General features: G+C 62.7%; 17 protein-coding genes and 1 tRNA gene. 6 read left to right on the top strand and 12 right to left on the bottom strand.

Translation table 11 applies throughout. The features are described 5' to 3' along the window. Positions 1-16: 16 nt before the first annotated feature. The gene (locus R6Y96_RS04970) at positions 17-1,132 is read left to right on the top strand and encodes an OBG GTPase family GTP-binding protein (RefSeq protein ID WP_318622414.1); all 1,116 of its coding nucleotides are present in this window, start codon (positions 17-19) and stop codon (positions 1,130-1,132) included. Here the strand turns inward: R6Y96_RS04970 and R6Y96_RS04975 are convergent. Then, the gene (locus tag R6Y96_RS04975; RefSeq protein ID WP_318622415.1) at positions 1,119-2,234 is read right to left on the bottom strand and encodes a tRNA (guanine(10)-N(2))-dimethyltransferase; all 1,116 of its coding nucleotides are present in this window, start codon (positions 2,232-2,234) and stop codon (positions 1,119-1,121) included. The two genes, R6Y96_RS04970 and R6Y96_RS04975, sit on opposite strands and share 14 nt — an antisense overlap. 71 nt (positions 2,235-2,305) lie before the next feature. On the opposite strand from R6Y96_RS04975, the gene R6Y96_RS04980 reads away from it, so the two are divergent. Then, positions 2,306-2,380 (top strand) — tRNA-Arg (locus R6Y96_RS04980). Between the two features lie 534 nt (positions 2,381-2,914). On the opposite strand, the gene R6Y96_RS04985 is transcribed toward R6Y96_RS04980, so the two are convergent. Further along, entirely contained in the window at positions 2,915-3,166 is a 252-nt protein-coding gene (locus R6Y96_RS04985) for a hypothetical protein (protein WP_318622416.1), read from the bottom strand. Between the two features lie 54 nt (positions 3,167-3,220). Here R6Y96_RS04985 and R6Y96_RS04990 point away from each other — a divergent pair, with 54 nt between their 5' ends. Both R6Y96_RS04990 and R6Y96_RS04995 read left to right on the top strand, forming a co-directional pair. Next, complete coding sequence (locus tag R6Y96_RS04990; RefSeq protein ID WP_318622417.1) at positions 3,221-4,060, top strand: geranylgeranylglycerol-phosphate geranylgeranyltransferase; 840 nt, start codon at positions 3,221-3,223, stop codon at positions 4,058-4,060. 520 nt (positions 4,061-4,580) lie between these two features. Further along, the gene (locus R6Y96_RS04995) at positions 4,581-4,874 is read left to right on the top strand and encodes a hypothetical protein (protein WP_318622418.1); all 294 of its coding nucleotides are present in this window, start codon (positions 4,581-4,583) and stop codon (positions 4,872-4,874) included. Here the strand turns inward: R6Y96_RS04995 and R6Y96_RS05000 are convergent. The 4 genes from R6Y96_RS05000 to R6Y96_RS05015 are packed head-to-tail and all read right to left on the bottom strand — an operon-like array spanning position 4,839 to position 8,347. Beyond that, positions 4,839-5,543: a DUF116 domain-containing protein gene (locus R6Y96_RS05000; RefSeq protein WP_318622419.1), complete on the bottom strand. Its 705-nt coding sequence runs from the start codon at positions 5,541-5,543 to the stop codon at positions 4,839-4,841. The genes R6Y96_RS04995 and R6Y96_RS05000 overlap by 36 nt on opposite strands. Then, positions 5,540-6,586 (bottom strand): S-methyl-5-thioribose-1-phosphate isomerase, encoded by a 1,047-nt coding sequence (mtnA, locus tag R6Y96_RS05005; RefSeq protein WP_318622420.1) that lies wholly within the window; start codon positions 6,584-6,586, stop codon positions 5,540-5,542. The genes R6Y96_RS05000 and mtnA overlap by 4 nt, the downstream gene beginning before the upstream one ends. A gap of 2 nt (positions 6,587-6,588) precedes the next feature. Beyond that, positions 6,589-7,863, bottom strand: a complete 1,275-nt coding sequence (locus R6Y96_RS05010) for a CoB--CoM heterodisulfide reductase iron-sulfur subunit A family protein (protein ID WP_318622421.1) — start codon at positions 7,861-7,863, stop codon at positions 6,589-6,591. Next, the gene (locus R6Y96_RS05015; protein ID WP_318622422.1) at positions 7,856-8,347 is read right to left on the bottom strand and encodes a gamma carbonic anhydrase family protein; all 492 of its coding nucleotides are present in this window, start codon (positions 8,345-8,347) and stop codon (positions 7,856-7,858) included. The genes R6Y96_RS05010 and R6Y96_RS05015 overlap by 8 nt, the downstream gene beginning before the upstream one ends. 716 nt (positions 8,348-9,063) lie before the next feature. Here R6Y96_RS05015 and R6Y96_RS05020 point away from each other — a divergent pair. Further along, entirely contained in the window at positions 9,064-9,522 is a 459-nt protein-coding gene (locus R6Y96_RS05020; protein ID WP_318622423.1) for a phosphopantetheine adenylyltransferase, read from the top strand. On the opposite strand, the gene pyrI is transcribed toward R6Y96_RS05020, so the two are convergent. Both pyrI and pyrB read right to left on the bottom strand, forming a co-directional pair. Next, positions 9,515-9,982 carry an aspartate carbamoyltransferase regulatory subunit gene (gene pyrI / locus R6Y96_RS05025; protein WP_318622424.1) on the bottom strand — a complete coding sequence of 156 codons (468 nt, stop codon included), beginning with the start codon at positions 9,980-9,982 and terminating at the stop codon, positions 9,515-9,517. The genes R6Y96_RS05020 and pyrI overlap by 8 nt on opposite strands. Next, a complete protein-coding gene (gene pyrB, locus R6Y96_RS05030; RefSeq protein ID WP_318622425.1) occupies positions 9,979-10,875 on the bottom strand; it encodes an aspartate carbamoyltransferase in 897 nt (298 codons plus the stop codon). The genes pyrI and pyrB overlap by 4 nt, the downstream gene beginning before the upstream one ends. Before the next feature lie 154 nt (positions 10,876-11,029). On the opposite strand from pyrB, the gene R6Y96_RS05035 reads away from it, so the two are divergent. After that, positions 11,030-11,221 (top strand): hypothetical protein, encoded by a 192-nt coding sequence (locus R6Y96_RS05035; protein ID WP_318622426.1) that lies wholly within the window; start codon positions 11,030-11,032, stop codon positions 11,219-11,221. Between the two features lie 5 nt (positions 11,222-11,226). Here the strand turns inward: R6Y96_RS05035 and R6Y96_RS05040 are convergent, their stop codons facing one another. Genes R6Y96_RS05040 through R6Y96_RS05055 form a run of 4 tightly spaced genes read right to left on the bottom strand, consistent with a single transcriptional unit; the run spans position 11,227 to position 14,111 of the window. After that, positions 11,227-11,952, bottom strand: coding sequence for a tRNA (adenine-N1)-methyltransferase (locus tag R6Y96_RS05040; RefSeq protein WP_318622427.1), 726 nt, complete (start codon positions 11,950-11,952; stop codon positions 11,227-11,229). After that, positions 11,949-12,290 (bottom strand): nascent polypeptide-associated complex protein, encoded by a 342-nt coding sequence (locus R6Y96_RS05045; protein WP_318622428.1) that lies wholly within the window; start codon positions 12,288-12,290, stop codon positions 11,949-11,951. The genes R6Y96_RS05040 and R6Y96_RS05045 overlap by 4 nt, the downstream gene beginning before the upstream one ends. Continuing rightward, on the bottom strand, positions 12,272-12,772 hold the full coding sequence (locus R6Y96_RS05050) for a PUA domain-containing protein (protein ID WP_318622429.1): 501 nt from the start codon (positions 12,770-12,772) through the stop codon (positions 12,272-12,274). The genes R6Y96_RS05045 and R6Y96_RS05050 overlap by 19 nt, the downstream gene beginning before the upstream one ends. Continuing rightward, on the bottom strand, positions 12,714-14,111 hold the full coding sequence (locus R6Y96_RS05055; RefSeq protein ID WP_318622430.1) for a DHH family phosphoesterase: 1,398 nt from the start codon (positions 14,109-14,111) through the stop codon (positions 12,714-12,716). The genes R6Y96_RS05050 and R6Y96_RS05055 overlap by 59 nt, the downstream gene beginning before the upstream one ends. Positions 14,112-14,439: the final 328 nt, after the last annotated feature.

Here is a 14,439-nt window from a genome sequence, read left to right on the forward strand (position 1 = left end):
ACCTATACCGGCAGCAATGAGCAGTCTCGAAGAGCAGATACGGGAGATCGAGGACGAAATCAGGAAAACTCCCTACAACAAGGCGACCTCCAAACACATCGGCCGCCTCAAGGCGAAAGTCGCGAAGATCCGTGACGAGGCTGTGACCCGGGCGATGGCCTCCGCCGGAGGGGGGGAGGGCTACTCCGTCAGGAAATCGGGAGACGCCACCGTTGTCCTCGTTGGGTTCCCGTCAGTCGGTAAGAGCACGCTGCTCAACAGTCTCACCGGTGAGAACCTGAGCGAGACAGCCTCCTACGCCTTCACGACAGTCTCCGTCATACCGGGCTTGATGGAGCACCGGGGCGCAAAGATCCAGATCCTGGATATCCCGGGGCTGATAGCCGGCGCAGCCATGGGGAAGGGCCGCGGGAAGGAGGTCATCGCTGTCGTGCGGAGCGCTGACCTGATCCTGATACTGGTCGACGTCTTCAACCAGCAGCACACAGACGTCCTCCTCCGCGAACTCCACGATGCAGGTATCCGGATCAACCGGGAGAGGCCCGATATAACCATCAAGAAGACCGGCAACGGCGGGATAAGGCTGAACACCGTCGGTGCTGTTGACCTCGATATAGAGGAGATCCGCTCGATCCTGGCCGAGAACAAGATCATGAACGCCGAGGTCCTGATCCGTGAAGGAGTCACCCAGGACGATTTCATCGATGCGATGATTGGAAACCGAGTCTACGTCCCGGCGTTCATCGCGGTCAACAAGGTCGACCTGGTCGACGAGAGGATGCGGCAGGAGATCGAGGAGAACCTTACCGAGAGGTTCGGTGAGCCCCCGATCATGGTCTCTGCGCAGAGCGGCTACAACATCGAAGAACTCAGGGACGCCATCTTTGATAGCCTGCGGTTCATGCGCGTCTACCTGAAACCGGTCGGCGGCCCCGCCGACCTGGACGAGCCGCTGATCATCCGGAGCCCGGCGACGGTCGAGGACGTCTGCAACCGTCTCCACCGCGACTTTGCGGATAAGTTCCGTTACGCAAAGGTTTGGGGCAGATCCGCCAAGCACGACGCCCAGCGCGTCGGGCTCAACCACCGGCTCGCCGACGGCGACATCCTGACCATAGTCACCCGCCGCTGATGACCTCCTGGAGGAGGGGCAGCGGGGCATCTGTTTTCAGGGCGGTGCCCGAGTAGTGGGCGCGGCTTGCGCTGTAGCCAAGAGACCTGAGCCGCTCGATCACGCTCTCGATCCCGGCCGGGGAGACCCGTAGCGATCCTGCCAGAACGTGGTGGTCGTAGTGGCTTGATGTATCGAGTTCCTGCCGGCAGGTTGAGAGCAGCCTCGAGATCCGGGGGGCGGTTCCGGCTGTGACCGACGGCAGGGCCTCCTGCATCGCGGCGAGGGTCTGGTCGTCGTTGATCCTGCCCGTCCAGAGGGGGCCGACCGCGACGAGGCGGGCGCCGCAGAGCGGGCAGTCTGCAGGTTCGGGGAGAATCCCGGCCTCTTCCGTCCGGTAGAGGCAGCCGGGGCACTGCATCACGTAACCTATCCGTGCCAGCGTCCGGTCGGCCGCTGCAGCGCCGCTGCGGAGCCGGAGGTGCAGCCGGTGGAAGTGCTCGTGGGCGTAACAGAAGAGCGGTTCCACGCCGCGGTCGTAGCGGATCACCTCGCGCACGACAAACCCGAGCAGCGTCCGGAGACCCACCTCGGCATGGTACTCGGTGTTCCTTGGCCGGGAGAAGTAGCGGCGCATCCCCGCCGGGAGGTGCGCACCGCAGAGCGGTGCGGTGTCGGTGGCGGTGACGAAGAGGTAGTTCCCGGCGCTCCGTGCGGCGGAGTCGGTAAAGGGCGCCGGTGTCCCGAAGGGGTCGAGGTCGACGGCATCAAACCTTCTCCCGCTCATAAGCACGTTTGCGTCCTGGCAGGTGACCTCGATCTCCAGGCCGGAAGTCTCGACGTTATGCCGGATCAGGTCGGCCGCTCTCTCGCTCCGGTCGTTGATCGTCACCGGTATCCCGGCCTCGCCTGCCACCCGGAGCCCCCGGACGCCTGAAGCCCCCATGGCGTCGAGGTAATCCCGCGGCCGGAGGAGTGTGACCAGCAGGACGGTGGTGTCACGGTTCAACTCCATGCGCGGATTGTAAAAGACCGGGGCGTTTCCCGGCGGGAACTGGAGACCCGGGTCCTGCCGGGGCACAAAAAAGCGGGTTCTCCCTTCGGTAACCTCAACGAGATCCATATTTTTCCGGGAAACGTGGATGCTCGATATCCTTATACCTTCTCATGGGCAACACTCTTAGTCCAGTGCGTGGGCTTGTGGCCTAGCCAGGATATGGCGTCAGCCTCCTAAGCTGAATGTCGGGGGTTCAAATCCCCCCAAGCCCGTTGCTTTTTTCCAATACCGCATGAACTGCGAGGTTCGTCTCACCTGGAAATGGTATCCGGGTAATAGGAGAGAGGGGTGGGTGTGGTCGACGAATACCGTTCAACCAGAGACGCAGGAGAGAGGGGAGTGGGGAGATGGGGGTGTTTCCACGAATACCGTTCAACCAGAGACGCAGGAGAGAGGGGAGGGGGATGCACCATCCCCCTCCCCGTCAGCCCCTCCCCCACGGGGCGATATCCAATAGATGCACTGCCATGAGAGGGATCCTCTCTGCCGTCAACGTGAACACCCTCACCGAGATCCCTTTCCTGCTCCCCATGGCACGGTATCCGGTACTATCGCCACGCACTGCCCGCCCCCTCTGGAGGGGCGGGAGGAGGCCGCGGAGCGGCCGGGCGGTGGGGGTAGCTCTAACTCCCACGGAAAAAGGGTGTCTGATGGAAATGCAGGAGACAGGGGAGGGGGATGCTCCATCCCCCGCCCCTGCGAGCCCCTCCCCCACGGGGTGATTCTCCATCGATACAGTGTCCCGGTCAGGATGAGCAGATCCGCGGCTCGATGTGAACACCCTCACCGAGATCCCTTTCCTGCTCCCCATGCACGGTATCCGGTGCTATCATATCATAACTTGCCCGCCCGACTTTCCGGGCCCTGGCGGTGTGGGTGTGGCCGACGTAAAACCGTTCAGCCAGAGATGCCGGGAGAGAGGATACCCCCTCCCATGAGGGATCACGCTCGAGGATCCTCTCACGTATACCCGCTGCGAGCGCGCGGCCGTCCTGCACCGTTGCAAATAACCGGGTTATTTATCTCGCAGGGGTGAACCTGACTCCTCGATAATGAGCGCATCAGCCTTTCTCAGGATTACCCGGCCGCACAACGCCATAGTTGCCGGGCTTACCGCGCTCCTTGGCTACCTCATCGCCACGGGAACGCTCACGGTGCCATCGCTCCTCCTCGCCGTTATCGTTGCGCTCATAACCGCCGGCGGGAACGTCATAAACGACATATTCGATATCGATATCGACCGGATCAACCGGCCGGACCGCCCTCTCCCGGCCGGGAAGATCAGCCCCGGCGCTGCAAAGACCTACGCCCTGGCTCTATTCCTCTCCGGGATCGTGCTTGCCGCGCTGACGACACCGCTCTGCCTTGCCATAGCCCTCATCAACTCGGTCATCCTGGTTGCCTATGCCGCCCGGCTGAAACGCACCCCTCTCATCGGAAACGTCGCCGTCGCCTACCTGACAGCCAGCGTCTTCCTCTTCGGCGGGGCGTTTGCAGGCGTCTTCGGGCTCATCAGCAACCTCTCGCTTGCGGCGATCACGTTGCTTGCAACCCTGGCAAGGGAGGTTCTGAAGGATGCAGAGGACGTCGAGGGTGATGCGGCGGGCGGCGCACGCACCCTCCCCATGATCATAGGCATACGGCGGACGGGGATCTTCGCCTTTGCCTGCGCCTGTTGTGCCGTGGCGGTAAGCCTCCTCCCCTTCGGCAGATGGTGGGGCGGGTTCTACCTTGCCGGCATCGCAGTAGTGGATATAGTCATCGTGGCCGGAGCCGCCAGAGGGGCGGCCTGCACGCGGCCGGACTGTGTCCGTGCGTCCCGGGCAACATCCATACTCCGGGCGGGGATGTTTGCTGCGCTCGCCGTCTTTGCAATTGCCGCAGTTATCTGAGCGGGGGTGTTTCCAGCGAGAGAGGTTTTCGGATGAGACGTCGAGACAGGGGCGATATCCCATCGATACAGTGCCACGGGTAGGATGAGCACCTCCACGGCTCGATGTGAACACCCTGCCGAAATCATGCTTCCGTCCCCCGGACACGTCATCATACACTGCCGCGGGAGAGCATCAGGACCGTCCCCGTGAATCCATCATCAGGATTCAGTTTCCCCCCCGTAACACGGCTTTCCAGGTGCAATCACCGCAGCCTCTCCGTCACCCTCTCACAGCGCCGGCGACGGAGGCTTTCTGGGTCTCCGGCGGTGCTCTCCTTCCGGCAGGTTACCGTCCTGTTGCGCTGACAATCGCTGATAATTTTATCTGGTTATGGACGAGAGTTGTTAGCCGGGAGATCTCCATGAAGGTTTACCGGCACGGGGACACGTACATAGCACCTAAAGGTTCCTTCTTTGACGGGAACGTGAAGATAGAGGGAAATTTTATCACTCCCCCCTGGACGCATATCTGGGGGAACATGATTGTCAGCGGCCGGCTTGAACTCGGCCCCGGATCCACCGTCGGCGGGTTTGTCGAGGCCGAGAGCGCCATCATCGGCCACGACGCCAGGATCAAAGGGCCGCTCCGGGTGCTCGAGAGAGCCACCATCTGTGACAACGCCTGCCTCCACTCTATCCAGGCCGGCGGAGACGTCATACTGCGGCCCGGGGTGAAGACCGGGGTCGTAACCAGCGAAAAGACGATCTACGTCTATGGGAAAGTCAGCACCGAACAGTTACTGGGCCGGGCCGTGAAGGTCCACGCCCCCTGACGCCGCGTCGAGACCGAGCAGGGCGGCATCCCTCAACGCCGCCCAGTCGGCGATAGTCTCCACACAACCGTCTTTCAGGTTCACAACACCGATGGCGGTGATCCCCATCCGGTCGGCCATATCTATCCCGTCCTTCACCTCCACAAGACAGCCGACACCGATGATCGCCCGCGGATGATGCTTCCTGGCCATCCTCTTTATGAACGTCGAGCCCGGCACAATGAATACCCTGTAGCCCAGTTTTTCAAGCCACAGAATGTTCTCCCCCACCTGGCAGCGGCCGCAGTTCCGGCATTTCAGGCCTTCCGGCGTCAGGTTCGCCGGACACTGTGCCGAGCGCAGGCACTGCGGCAGGAAGATCGCACGCTCCTCCACCGGGGTCTCCGCGAAGGCTTTCTGGTTCATACTGTTGCGAAGCGTTATGAAGAACGTGATGAGATCCCTGTCATCCAGCCCGAGAAGTTTGCAGAACGCCTTCACAAGCCCTTCCAGTGCGACCATGCCCGGTATCAGGATCTGCGGCAGGTAAAACTTGCCCCTCCGGACAGAGGCGACGGTGAGGAGCGCGAGCGCCACCGCGAAGAGCAGCATCCCCAGGATTACAAAGAACGTCACCTCTCCAATCAGGGTCATCACCTGCCCCCAGGCGCCGGTTGCAAGGAGACTCATCGTTTCCCCTCCATCAGCCGGAACGACTCCGTATAGGGCGGCCGCAGCACCCCGACCTCAGTGACGATCGCATCGACCAGGTCGAGCGGAGTGGCGTCGAAGGCGTAGTTTAAGACCGCCGCACCATCGGGTGCGAGCACCCGGTCACCGCATCGGGCAAGTTCGTCGCGGTCCCGCTCCTCGACAACGACATCAGCCTCGCTCCTCGCGGGATCGAACGTCGAGACCGGTGCCGCCACATAGAACGGGATACCGTGGTGCCGGGCGGAGATGGCGTGCATGTATGTCCCGATCTTGTTGAAGACCGCGTCCCGCGTGATCCTGTCTGCACCGACGATGACGGCGTCGATCACCCCTTTCCGCATAAGATAGGCCGCTGCCGAGTCGGTGATGAGGGTCACATCGATCCCGTCCCGTGCGAGTTCCCAGCAGGTCAGGCGTGAACCCTGGTTCAGCGGCCGGGTCTCGCAGGCGATCACCCGCACATCCTTTCCCGCCTCAACCGCCGACCGGACGACCCCGAGCGCCGTCCCCCAGCAGCGGCAGGCAAGCGCCCCCGCGTTGCAGTGGGTGAGCACCGTGCACCTCTCCGGCAGGAGTTCGGCTCCGAACGCGCCGATCCTCCGGCAGGTCACCTCGTCCTCCTCGGCAACGGCGCCCGCCTCGCGGACCGCGGCCTCCTTTGCCGCCTCGACCGACCCTGCCGCATCGGCCGCGCCGAGGACGCGGTCGATCCCCCAACCCAGGTTGACCGCGGTAGGCCGGGTGCTCCGGAGAATCTCGGCTGCCCGGTGGAGATCCCGGCGGAACCGCACAGGATCCCTCTCGCCGCTCCGGGCGGCTGCAAGCGCCACACCCATCGCCCCTGCGATCCCTAGCGCCGGGGCGCCGCGGATCGCGAGCCTCCGGATCGCATCGGCGAGTTCGTCGACGGTTCTGCAGCGGCCAACCTCATACCGCCCCGGGAGAAGGGTCTGGTCGATGTAGATGATGCAGTTGTTCTCCGCATCCCAGGCAATGGTGTAGGTGGTCTCTCCTTTCATCTTCACCCCGCGCGGATCACGTCCAGGTAGGCCCGCATCGCCGCCGCCTCGCCCATCGCGACCGAGTCGGGGATGTCCCTTGGAGCGGTGGCGGTTCCCGCAACATAGATCCCGGGCTTCACCGTCAGCACGGGGCCGAGCTTCTGGTCGGCAACCCCGAAGAACCCCGACTCGTCACGCGGGATCCCAAGCATCCGGGCGATCTCCTCCGCACCACCGGCGGGTTCAAGACCGACGGAGAGCACCACAAGGTCGGGGTGGACGGTCTCCACCTCACCGGTCTCGGTGTTCTCCGCGATCAGCGTCAGCCGATCGTTTTCTTCGAGCACCTCCCCAGGGAACCCCCGGACGAACCTGACGCCAAGACTCTTTGCCCGCTCGAAGTACTCCTCGTAACCCTTGCCGTATGCCCTGATATCGTTGTAGAAGACAGTAACCTCGATCTCCGGGTTCTTCTCCCGGATGAGCATCGCGTTCTTCATGGCATACATGCAGCAGACGCCCGAACAGTAGGGGCGGTCGATGGAGATGTCACGTGAACCGACGCACTGGACAAACGCCACGCTTCGAGGAGTCCTGCCGTTTGAGAGCCGCCGGATCTTCCCGCCGGTGGGGCCGCTTGCGTTGATCAGCCGCTCGAACTCAAGGCTCGTGATGACGTCCGGGATCAGGAGGTAGCGCAGCTGGGTCTTGTTTCTGGCATCAAACGTCGCGTAACCGGTTGCAACGATGATGCTTGCCGCCTCAAGGTCGATCGTGCGCTCCTCGTCCTCGTGGAGGATTGCGTCCCTGCCGCAGACGTCGTAACAGAGACCGCACTCGATGCAGTGCTCAGCGTCCTTCACGACGATATCGGGGACGGCCTGGGTGTGAGGTTTGTAGATGGCTTTTCGAACACCGACACCGGCGTCAAACCGGTTGTAGACCTCCACAGGACAGATCAGGGTGCAGTCCCCGCAGCCGTTGCACTCGTTCTCCAGGATGTAGCGAGGGTGTTTCCTGACCCTGACCCTGAAGTTCCCGACCTCGCCCTCGACCGACTCGACCTCTGAACAGGTGTGGATGGTGATATTCGGGTGCCGGGCAACGTCCACCATCTTTGGGGAGAGGATGCACATCGAGCAGTCGTTTGTGGGGAACGTCTTGTCGAGCTGTGCCATGTGCCCACCGATGCTGGGCTCACGTTCTATGAGGTGGACATGGATGTTGTGGCCTGCGAGGTCGAGCGCTGCCTGGATACCCGCAACCCCGGCGCCGATGACGACGGCATCAGCCACGGCGGTAACCTCCTGCAAGCCGGACGTATGTCTCCGCGTTCTGAACGATCCCGGCCTCCTCTTCGGCGGTTGTCCCCCGAACAACCTTTCCGGGCACGCCGAGGACCAGGGAGGCCGCCGGGATCTCTTTTCCTTCGGTCACCACCGCGCCGGCGCCGATGATGGATCCCTCCCCAACCACAGCACCGTTCAGGACGATTGCGCCCATCCCGACGAGCACACGGTCGCGGATGGTGCAGCCGTGCAGGATGGCGCCGTGGCCGACAGAGACCTGGCTCCCGATGCTGACCGGGTGGCCGGGGGTGGTGTGGACGGTGGCGTTGTCCTGGATGTTTGAGCCAGTTCCAACCGTGATCCTGTCCCGGTCACCGCGGATAACAGCACCGAACCAGACACTAACGTCGTCGGCGAGCGTCACGTCCCCGATGACCGTTGCATTCTCTGCGATAAAGACGCGGCTCCCCACAACCGTTCCGCTCTCCATAGTAAGTCTAGTATTTGTTCTGGCGATACAAAACCTTCTCCATCGCCGGTGGCGGTCAGGCCATACCTCTCTCCCCGGGTTCGGTGAACCTTTTCGGGGACGGATCCAGGGGGAGGGTGTTTCCACGAAAGACGCTCCTCACAGGGTGGCGATTGTCCCAATCGATACACTGCCGGGGAGCGCATCAACCAACGTCTCAGTGGATCCCCCGTCAGGATCCCGTTCCTCCCCCCGTGCACGGCTATCCGGGGCTATCATCATGCACTCACCCGCCCCCCTCTCGCAGAGGGGGTGGTCTATGAACACCGTTCAATCGGAGATGCAGGAGACAGGGGAGGGGGATGCTCCATCCCCCTCCCCATCAGCCCCTCCCCGTGGGGGCGATTCCCGATCGATACGGTGTCGGGGGATCTGGCAGTATCTTCGCGGTCTCACCTGACACTCCTGAAAGATCCTCTCTCCGCCCATGGCACGGTATCCGGTGCTATCACCCCTCACTGCCCGCCCCCTATGGAGGGGGCGGGAGGAGGCGCGGAACGCGCCGGGAGGTGGGGGTTATTCCAGAGGCTAAAACACTGTCACGGCGGCACGTCGCGACAGGGGCGGTGGAGGCGGCTCGATGCAAACCGTTCAGCCAGAGATTCAGGAGAGCAACCCCAGCGCCACCCGCTCCGCCGACCACTACCCCTAATACCCATCAGTGCAAACGCCTCTTGATGAGAGTGGTGGTCGGGGGGACGTTTGACCCCCTCCATGCCGGGCACCGGAAACTCCTCTCCCGCTCCTTTGACCTTGCCGGCCCCGCCGGCGAGGTTGTGATCGGGCTGACAACCGATGAGTTCGCCGGTACCAAGGAGCATCCCGTCCAGCCATACCAGAAACGACTGGATAACGTCACGGCATTCATCCTGGAGAAGGGTTACACCGCCTCCTGGGCGGTTGAACCTCTCTCCGACCGCTATGGGAGCGCCGTCGATGCCGATTTCGATATCCTTGTCGTCTCCGAGGAGACATTCCATGTTGCCCTGGATATCAACGAACTCCGGCGGCAGAACGGCCTGGCAAAGGTCGACCTCTACGTTGTCTCGTGCGTCCTCGCCGAGGACGAACGGCGGATCTCGAGCACCCGTATATACCGGGGCGAGATCGACCCGCACGGGCGCCTGATCAGATGATGTGGTTTGCTATATCGTCCTTGATCAACCAGTCGCAGTAGAGGCAGTGCAGCCCCTTATCAAGCACCTCAAAGGTGCTCTCCACCGGTTCGTTTGTGTTCGTGATGCAGCCGGGGTTCGGGCATCTGACCACGCCCTTGATGACGTGGGGGATCTCCACACCCTTCTTCTCCACGACCCCATACTCCCGGATGATGTTGATCCTTGCCTGCGGCGCAAGCAGGGCTATCAGGTCGACCTCCTCCTTGCGGAGTTCCCGGTTCTCGATCTTCACGATATCCTTCTTCCCCAACCGCCTGCTCTCGACGTTTGTCGCGATGCTCAGGCACTCGTTTGTCGACCCCGTGATGCCAAGGATCCGCAGGACGTTCAGCGCCTCGCCGGCCGTGATATGATCTATGACGGTGCCGTTCCGGATGGGGCTGACGAGCAGCCCGTGTGCGGTATCTTTCCTGCTCATCTCATCACCTCGTGAAGGAGCGCCATCCTGACCGGAACACCGTTGCGCGCCTGCTCAAAGTAGCGCGCATACGGCGTCCTATCCACAGCAGGATCGATCTCCCCGGCGCGCGGCAGGGGGTGGAGGATCATCAGGTGATCCCGGACGCCCTCCAGCAGTTGTGTTGTTATCCGGTAACTCGAGGCTACGTTGTAGTATGACGCCGTGTCCGGGAAACGTTCGCGCTGGATCCTCGTGACATACAGAACGTCGAGTTCCCTGATCGCCTCCTCAACGCTCGCGTGCTCGACCACCTCCACACCGCGCTCCCGCAGTTCAACCGCTATGTTCACCGGCATCTCAAGCCCCGTAGGCGCGATCGTGTGCAGGGTGACGCCGTAGAGGGAGAGTGCAAGCGCCAGCGAGTGCGCCGTCCTCCCGTAACGGAGATCCCCCAGAAGCCCCGCATCGATACCGTCAAGCGGCATGGACTTGCGGATGGTGTAGAGGTCAAGCAGCGTCTGGCTCGGGTGCTGCCCCGCACCGTCGCCGGCGTTGATCACCGGGACGGAGGAGAACTCGGCTGCAAGGCGTGCCGCCCCCTCTTTAGGGTGGCGGAGCACGATGGCGTCCACGTAGCCGCTCACCACCCGGATGGTGTCTGCGAGCGTCTCCCCCTTGACGATGGAACTCGCCTCCACAGAATCGACGTTGATCGACTGCCCGCCGAGCCGGGCCAGGGCGGCTGCAAACGACATCCGTGTGCGGGTGCTGGGTTCAAAGAAGAGAAGCGCCACGAGCCTGTCCTTGAGCAGCCCCGGCGGGTAACGCCCGGTCTCGAAGACCTCTGCTCTATCTAGCAGGTAATCGAGGTCTTCCCTTTCAAAATCGCGGATAGAGATAATGTGGTACATCGTGCGGCTACCTTCCGGGGCTCGCGTTCAACCTTTCCGCCCCATCCTCTCATGGATACTGGTTCACCGCGCAGAAAGAAAATACCTTTTCGCGTGATCGGATGAGAACCTTTCTCATCCCCGGCCGCCCCATACTTACTCAACGGAGGATAGAATGGTTCCAGGCGAGAAAGAAAGGTATGCCGCCGAGACCTGCTCCCATTGCGGGGGGCTCGGCTGCACCTACTGCAGCGGAAAGGGCAGCGTGATGGTAGAGCAGCCATCGCGCAGGTGCAGGCACTGCGGCGGCGACGGGTGCATCTACTGCGGCTACACCGGCTGGGAGCACCCGCTGAAAGAGTATTAGCCTCGCTACCGGCGCGCGATAGTGATGTAGCCGCTGTGGGCGACCCGGGTCGACGGCCTGGTTCCCCTGGCGGAACGCGTCAATTCACGCTCGATGCACTCGTAGCAGTGGACCTCGCGAAAGATCGGTGCCGCGGCATCGAGTGCGGTGAACGTATGCTCAAGGAACGGGGTGTAGCACGCCAGGTAGCCGCCGGGCCTGAGGAGCGAGAATGCATGCTCCACGTGTGCCGGGGTTATCGTCATGTCCAGGTGGACCACATCGAACTCTCCGGTTGCCTGGAGCATATCGCCCGCCATCACCTCGACGTTATCGAGCCTGGCGTTTCTGATGTTCTTCTCTGCAAGCGCTGCAAACTCCGGGCGCACCTCGCAGGTCTTCACGTGGCGGGCGATATTTCCAAAGTAGATCGCGGCGACACCGCTCCCCGTCCCCGCGTCGAGGACGGTGTCGTCCCGGTTCATCCCGGTGTAGGCTATAACCAGCCCTATGTCTTTTGGAAGCATGGGAACGCCGCTGCGCTTTGCGTGGACAAAAAAATCGGTTGGCCGCGGGCGCAGCACGATGAACGGGACGCCGAGGTGTGTCCTGACCTCGTCGCCCGGGTTCATCCCGGGGAGTGCCGAGAGGTCGATCGTCCCGCGGTCGGTGGAGAACTGCCCCTCCTCCGCCGTCACGAAGTACTCCCGGTCCTCTCCGACGAGCAGGAGGCGTTCGCCGGTCTCGATCATTGCTCGGCGAGTTTCAGTATGGCTTCGGCGATATCGCCGCGGGTCTCGATGAGCGCGGCCCGTGCAGCCTCTTCTGTTGCTCCGGTCTGGGATGCTACGAGCGCGACGTCCTCGTCCGGGATCTCAGGGGCGGTCTCCTCAAACCGGGGTTCGCCGGTGATCTGGTAGGAGGTTACCCCCTGCATCCTGGTTGCGACGACCTGGGCCTCTTCAAAGATGTAGTCCCCGGCGGACGTCTGGATGATGACCCTCTCAACGCCCTCGAGTTCCTCCATCTCCATGCCCATCTGCTTCATCATCTGCTTCATCTTCTTAGGGTTTATCTTTCCTGGATACATTCGGATCCTCTCCCCTGCCTTACTTTTACGGCTACACCGTAATTAAATGCCAGCATCTCCCGGCCGGAGAGGAGGGCGGCGCCGGTGGCAAGGAGGTTATCATCCCCGGTCACCACCAGCACCTCGTCCCCTGCGCGGATGCTTTCGTCGGCAGAGACCACGTGTTTTGCCATAGCGTTCCTGCCGTCAGCGATGAACGCCGCTACATCCTCCTGCACCGCCACCCTGTAGCCCGGCGGCGGTATGTGGGCGGCAAGACGAACCGCTCCGGCGATCCCGAGGGTGAGGCGGCCGTCCTGCGCACGAACGGTCGCAAGCCTCTCGCCGTCGAGACGCACCTGCCGGATACGCCCTGTCGTGGATAACTGGAACGTGCATCCGTCGGGGAATATGGCCTCCCCTGCCCCTCTCCCAAACTGGAAGTCACCTATCGTCCTGACCCGCTGCAGCAAACTGTCTTTTGAGTACCCGGTTGACGTCATCAACAAACTCCTCTTCTGTTTCGCGGGGGATGAACGCCCCGGCGGCGATACGGTGCCCGCCGCCGGCGCCGCCCACCGATGCCGAGGCCTCGACGAGCGCCTGCTGGAGGTCGATCCCGCGGCTGAGCGCCCATTCGTTCGTCCGCATCGAGACCTTGGTGAGGTCCGGGTCGTCCACCATTGCGCTGAGAACCATGATAGGTTTACGCCAGTTCAGTTTTGAGAGCGCCATGCCCGCTCCTATCCCGACGATGGTGTCGGGGAACCGGTCACCGGTGTGGATGTACTGGAGGTGGGATAGTTCGGTGACGCCTGTGTCAAGGATGTAGTGGAGCAGGTCGCGTATGACGGAGCGGTGGTGGCCGAGCATGTACTCCGCCTCGCGGTAGGCCTCGCCGCGCATCCCCCGGCAGATGCTGCTCCCCACCCCTGGTTTTGCCCAGCGGCCACAGGCGTTGAGGAGGGTGGCATACTCCGAGGCGTTCCGGAGCGGTGTGCGTTCCGGTTCGTCCGGGAAGATGTATGTCTCGGCGAGGAGGCGGCCGGTATCCTGGCCGTGGGCGATGAGGTGCTGGGTCAGGGCGCTGACGATCCTGCGCCGGTCGCCGAACGGGAGTTCTTCCCAGACGAGCCAGCCGCCGCGGGGGTTCTTCAGTTCGACGCCGAGCCGTTCGAGGAACCGGAGCGCGCCGTTTGTGTTGTTGGAGATCCCGTCGATGTAGGGTTCGTCGCAGTAGCCAAGACAGATGTGGACGGGGCGGGTGGAGAGGCCGTAGCAGTTGAGGTCGCGGCTCTGCACGATGATGTTGCCATACTCGACGCCGTCCTGGACGATCTCGCGTGCGGGGCCGACCAGGCCGCAGTTCTCGCGGGCCATCATGTCGCCGACGTTCCCGATCACGGCGAGTTTGGCGAGGTCGATGTTTGTCGGGTCAAGCGTCTTTGCGACCAGGTAGGCGAGGCCGGCGGCGCTCATCCGGGTGATGCCGTGGTCGAGGCAGTTGATCATGGGGTAGGCCGTTGTGCAGGGCTGGCTGACGTGGTGATCCAGGATCAGGACGTCCTCTGCGGAGAGACCGCGGCTCTCGAGGAGGGCCTGCTGCCCGGCGCCCAGGTCTGCAAATAGTTTGAGGGAGTCGTCGTCCGGGATGTGCCGCATCGCCATCGGTTCGAGCTGGCGAACGAAGACCGATTCGAGCGGTATGCCCTCGCGGCTGAGCGCCTGCGCCAGGATCGCCTCCGTGCTGATGCCGTCGGCGTCGATGTGGGAGACGATCGTCACCGAGTCAGCGTCAGAGATAATGTCCGCCGCTCTCCGCAGATCGCGCTCGAGGTTCATCTTCCATACCTATGGGTGGTGCAGCCACTTAACTTGTGGGGCGAACGGGGTTTTGAGGGGAGGCGATACCGGTTCTGAGAGCGAGAAGATGGTTTTGCGGGAAAACACCGCCGGTCTCTAGACGTCTCCAGGAATACGGTCTTTATTCAGGCTATCACCGCCTCTGCCTCCTGCGTCTCACCACAGGGGGTGGAAACAGGATCTTGACGGGGATCAACCGACACACGGTGGTTGATGCACTCCCGGGCAGTGTATCAATGGGGAATCGCCCCACGGGGGAGGGGCTGACGGGGAGGGGGTGGAAGATCCCCCTCCCCTGTCTCCTGCA

Source organism: Methanoculleus receptaculi, assembly GCF_033472595.1.
Classification (GTDB): Archaea; Halobacteriota; Methanomicrobia; order Methanomicrobiales; family Methanoculleaceae; genus Methanoculleus; species Methanoculleus receptaculi.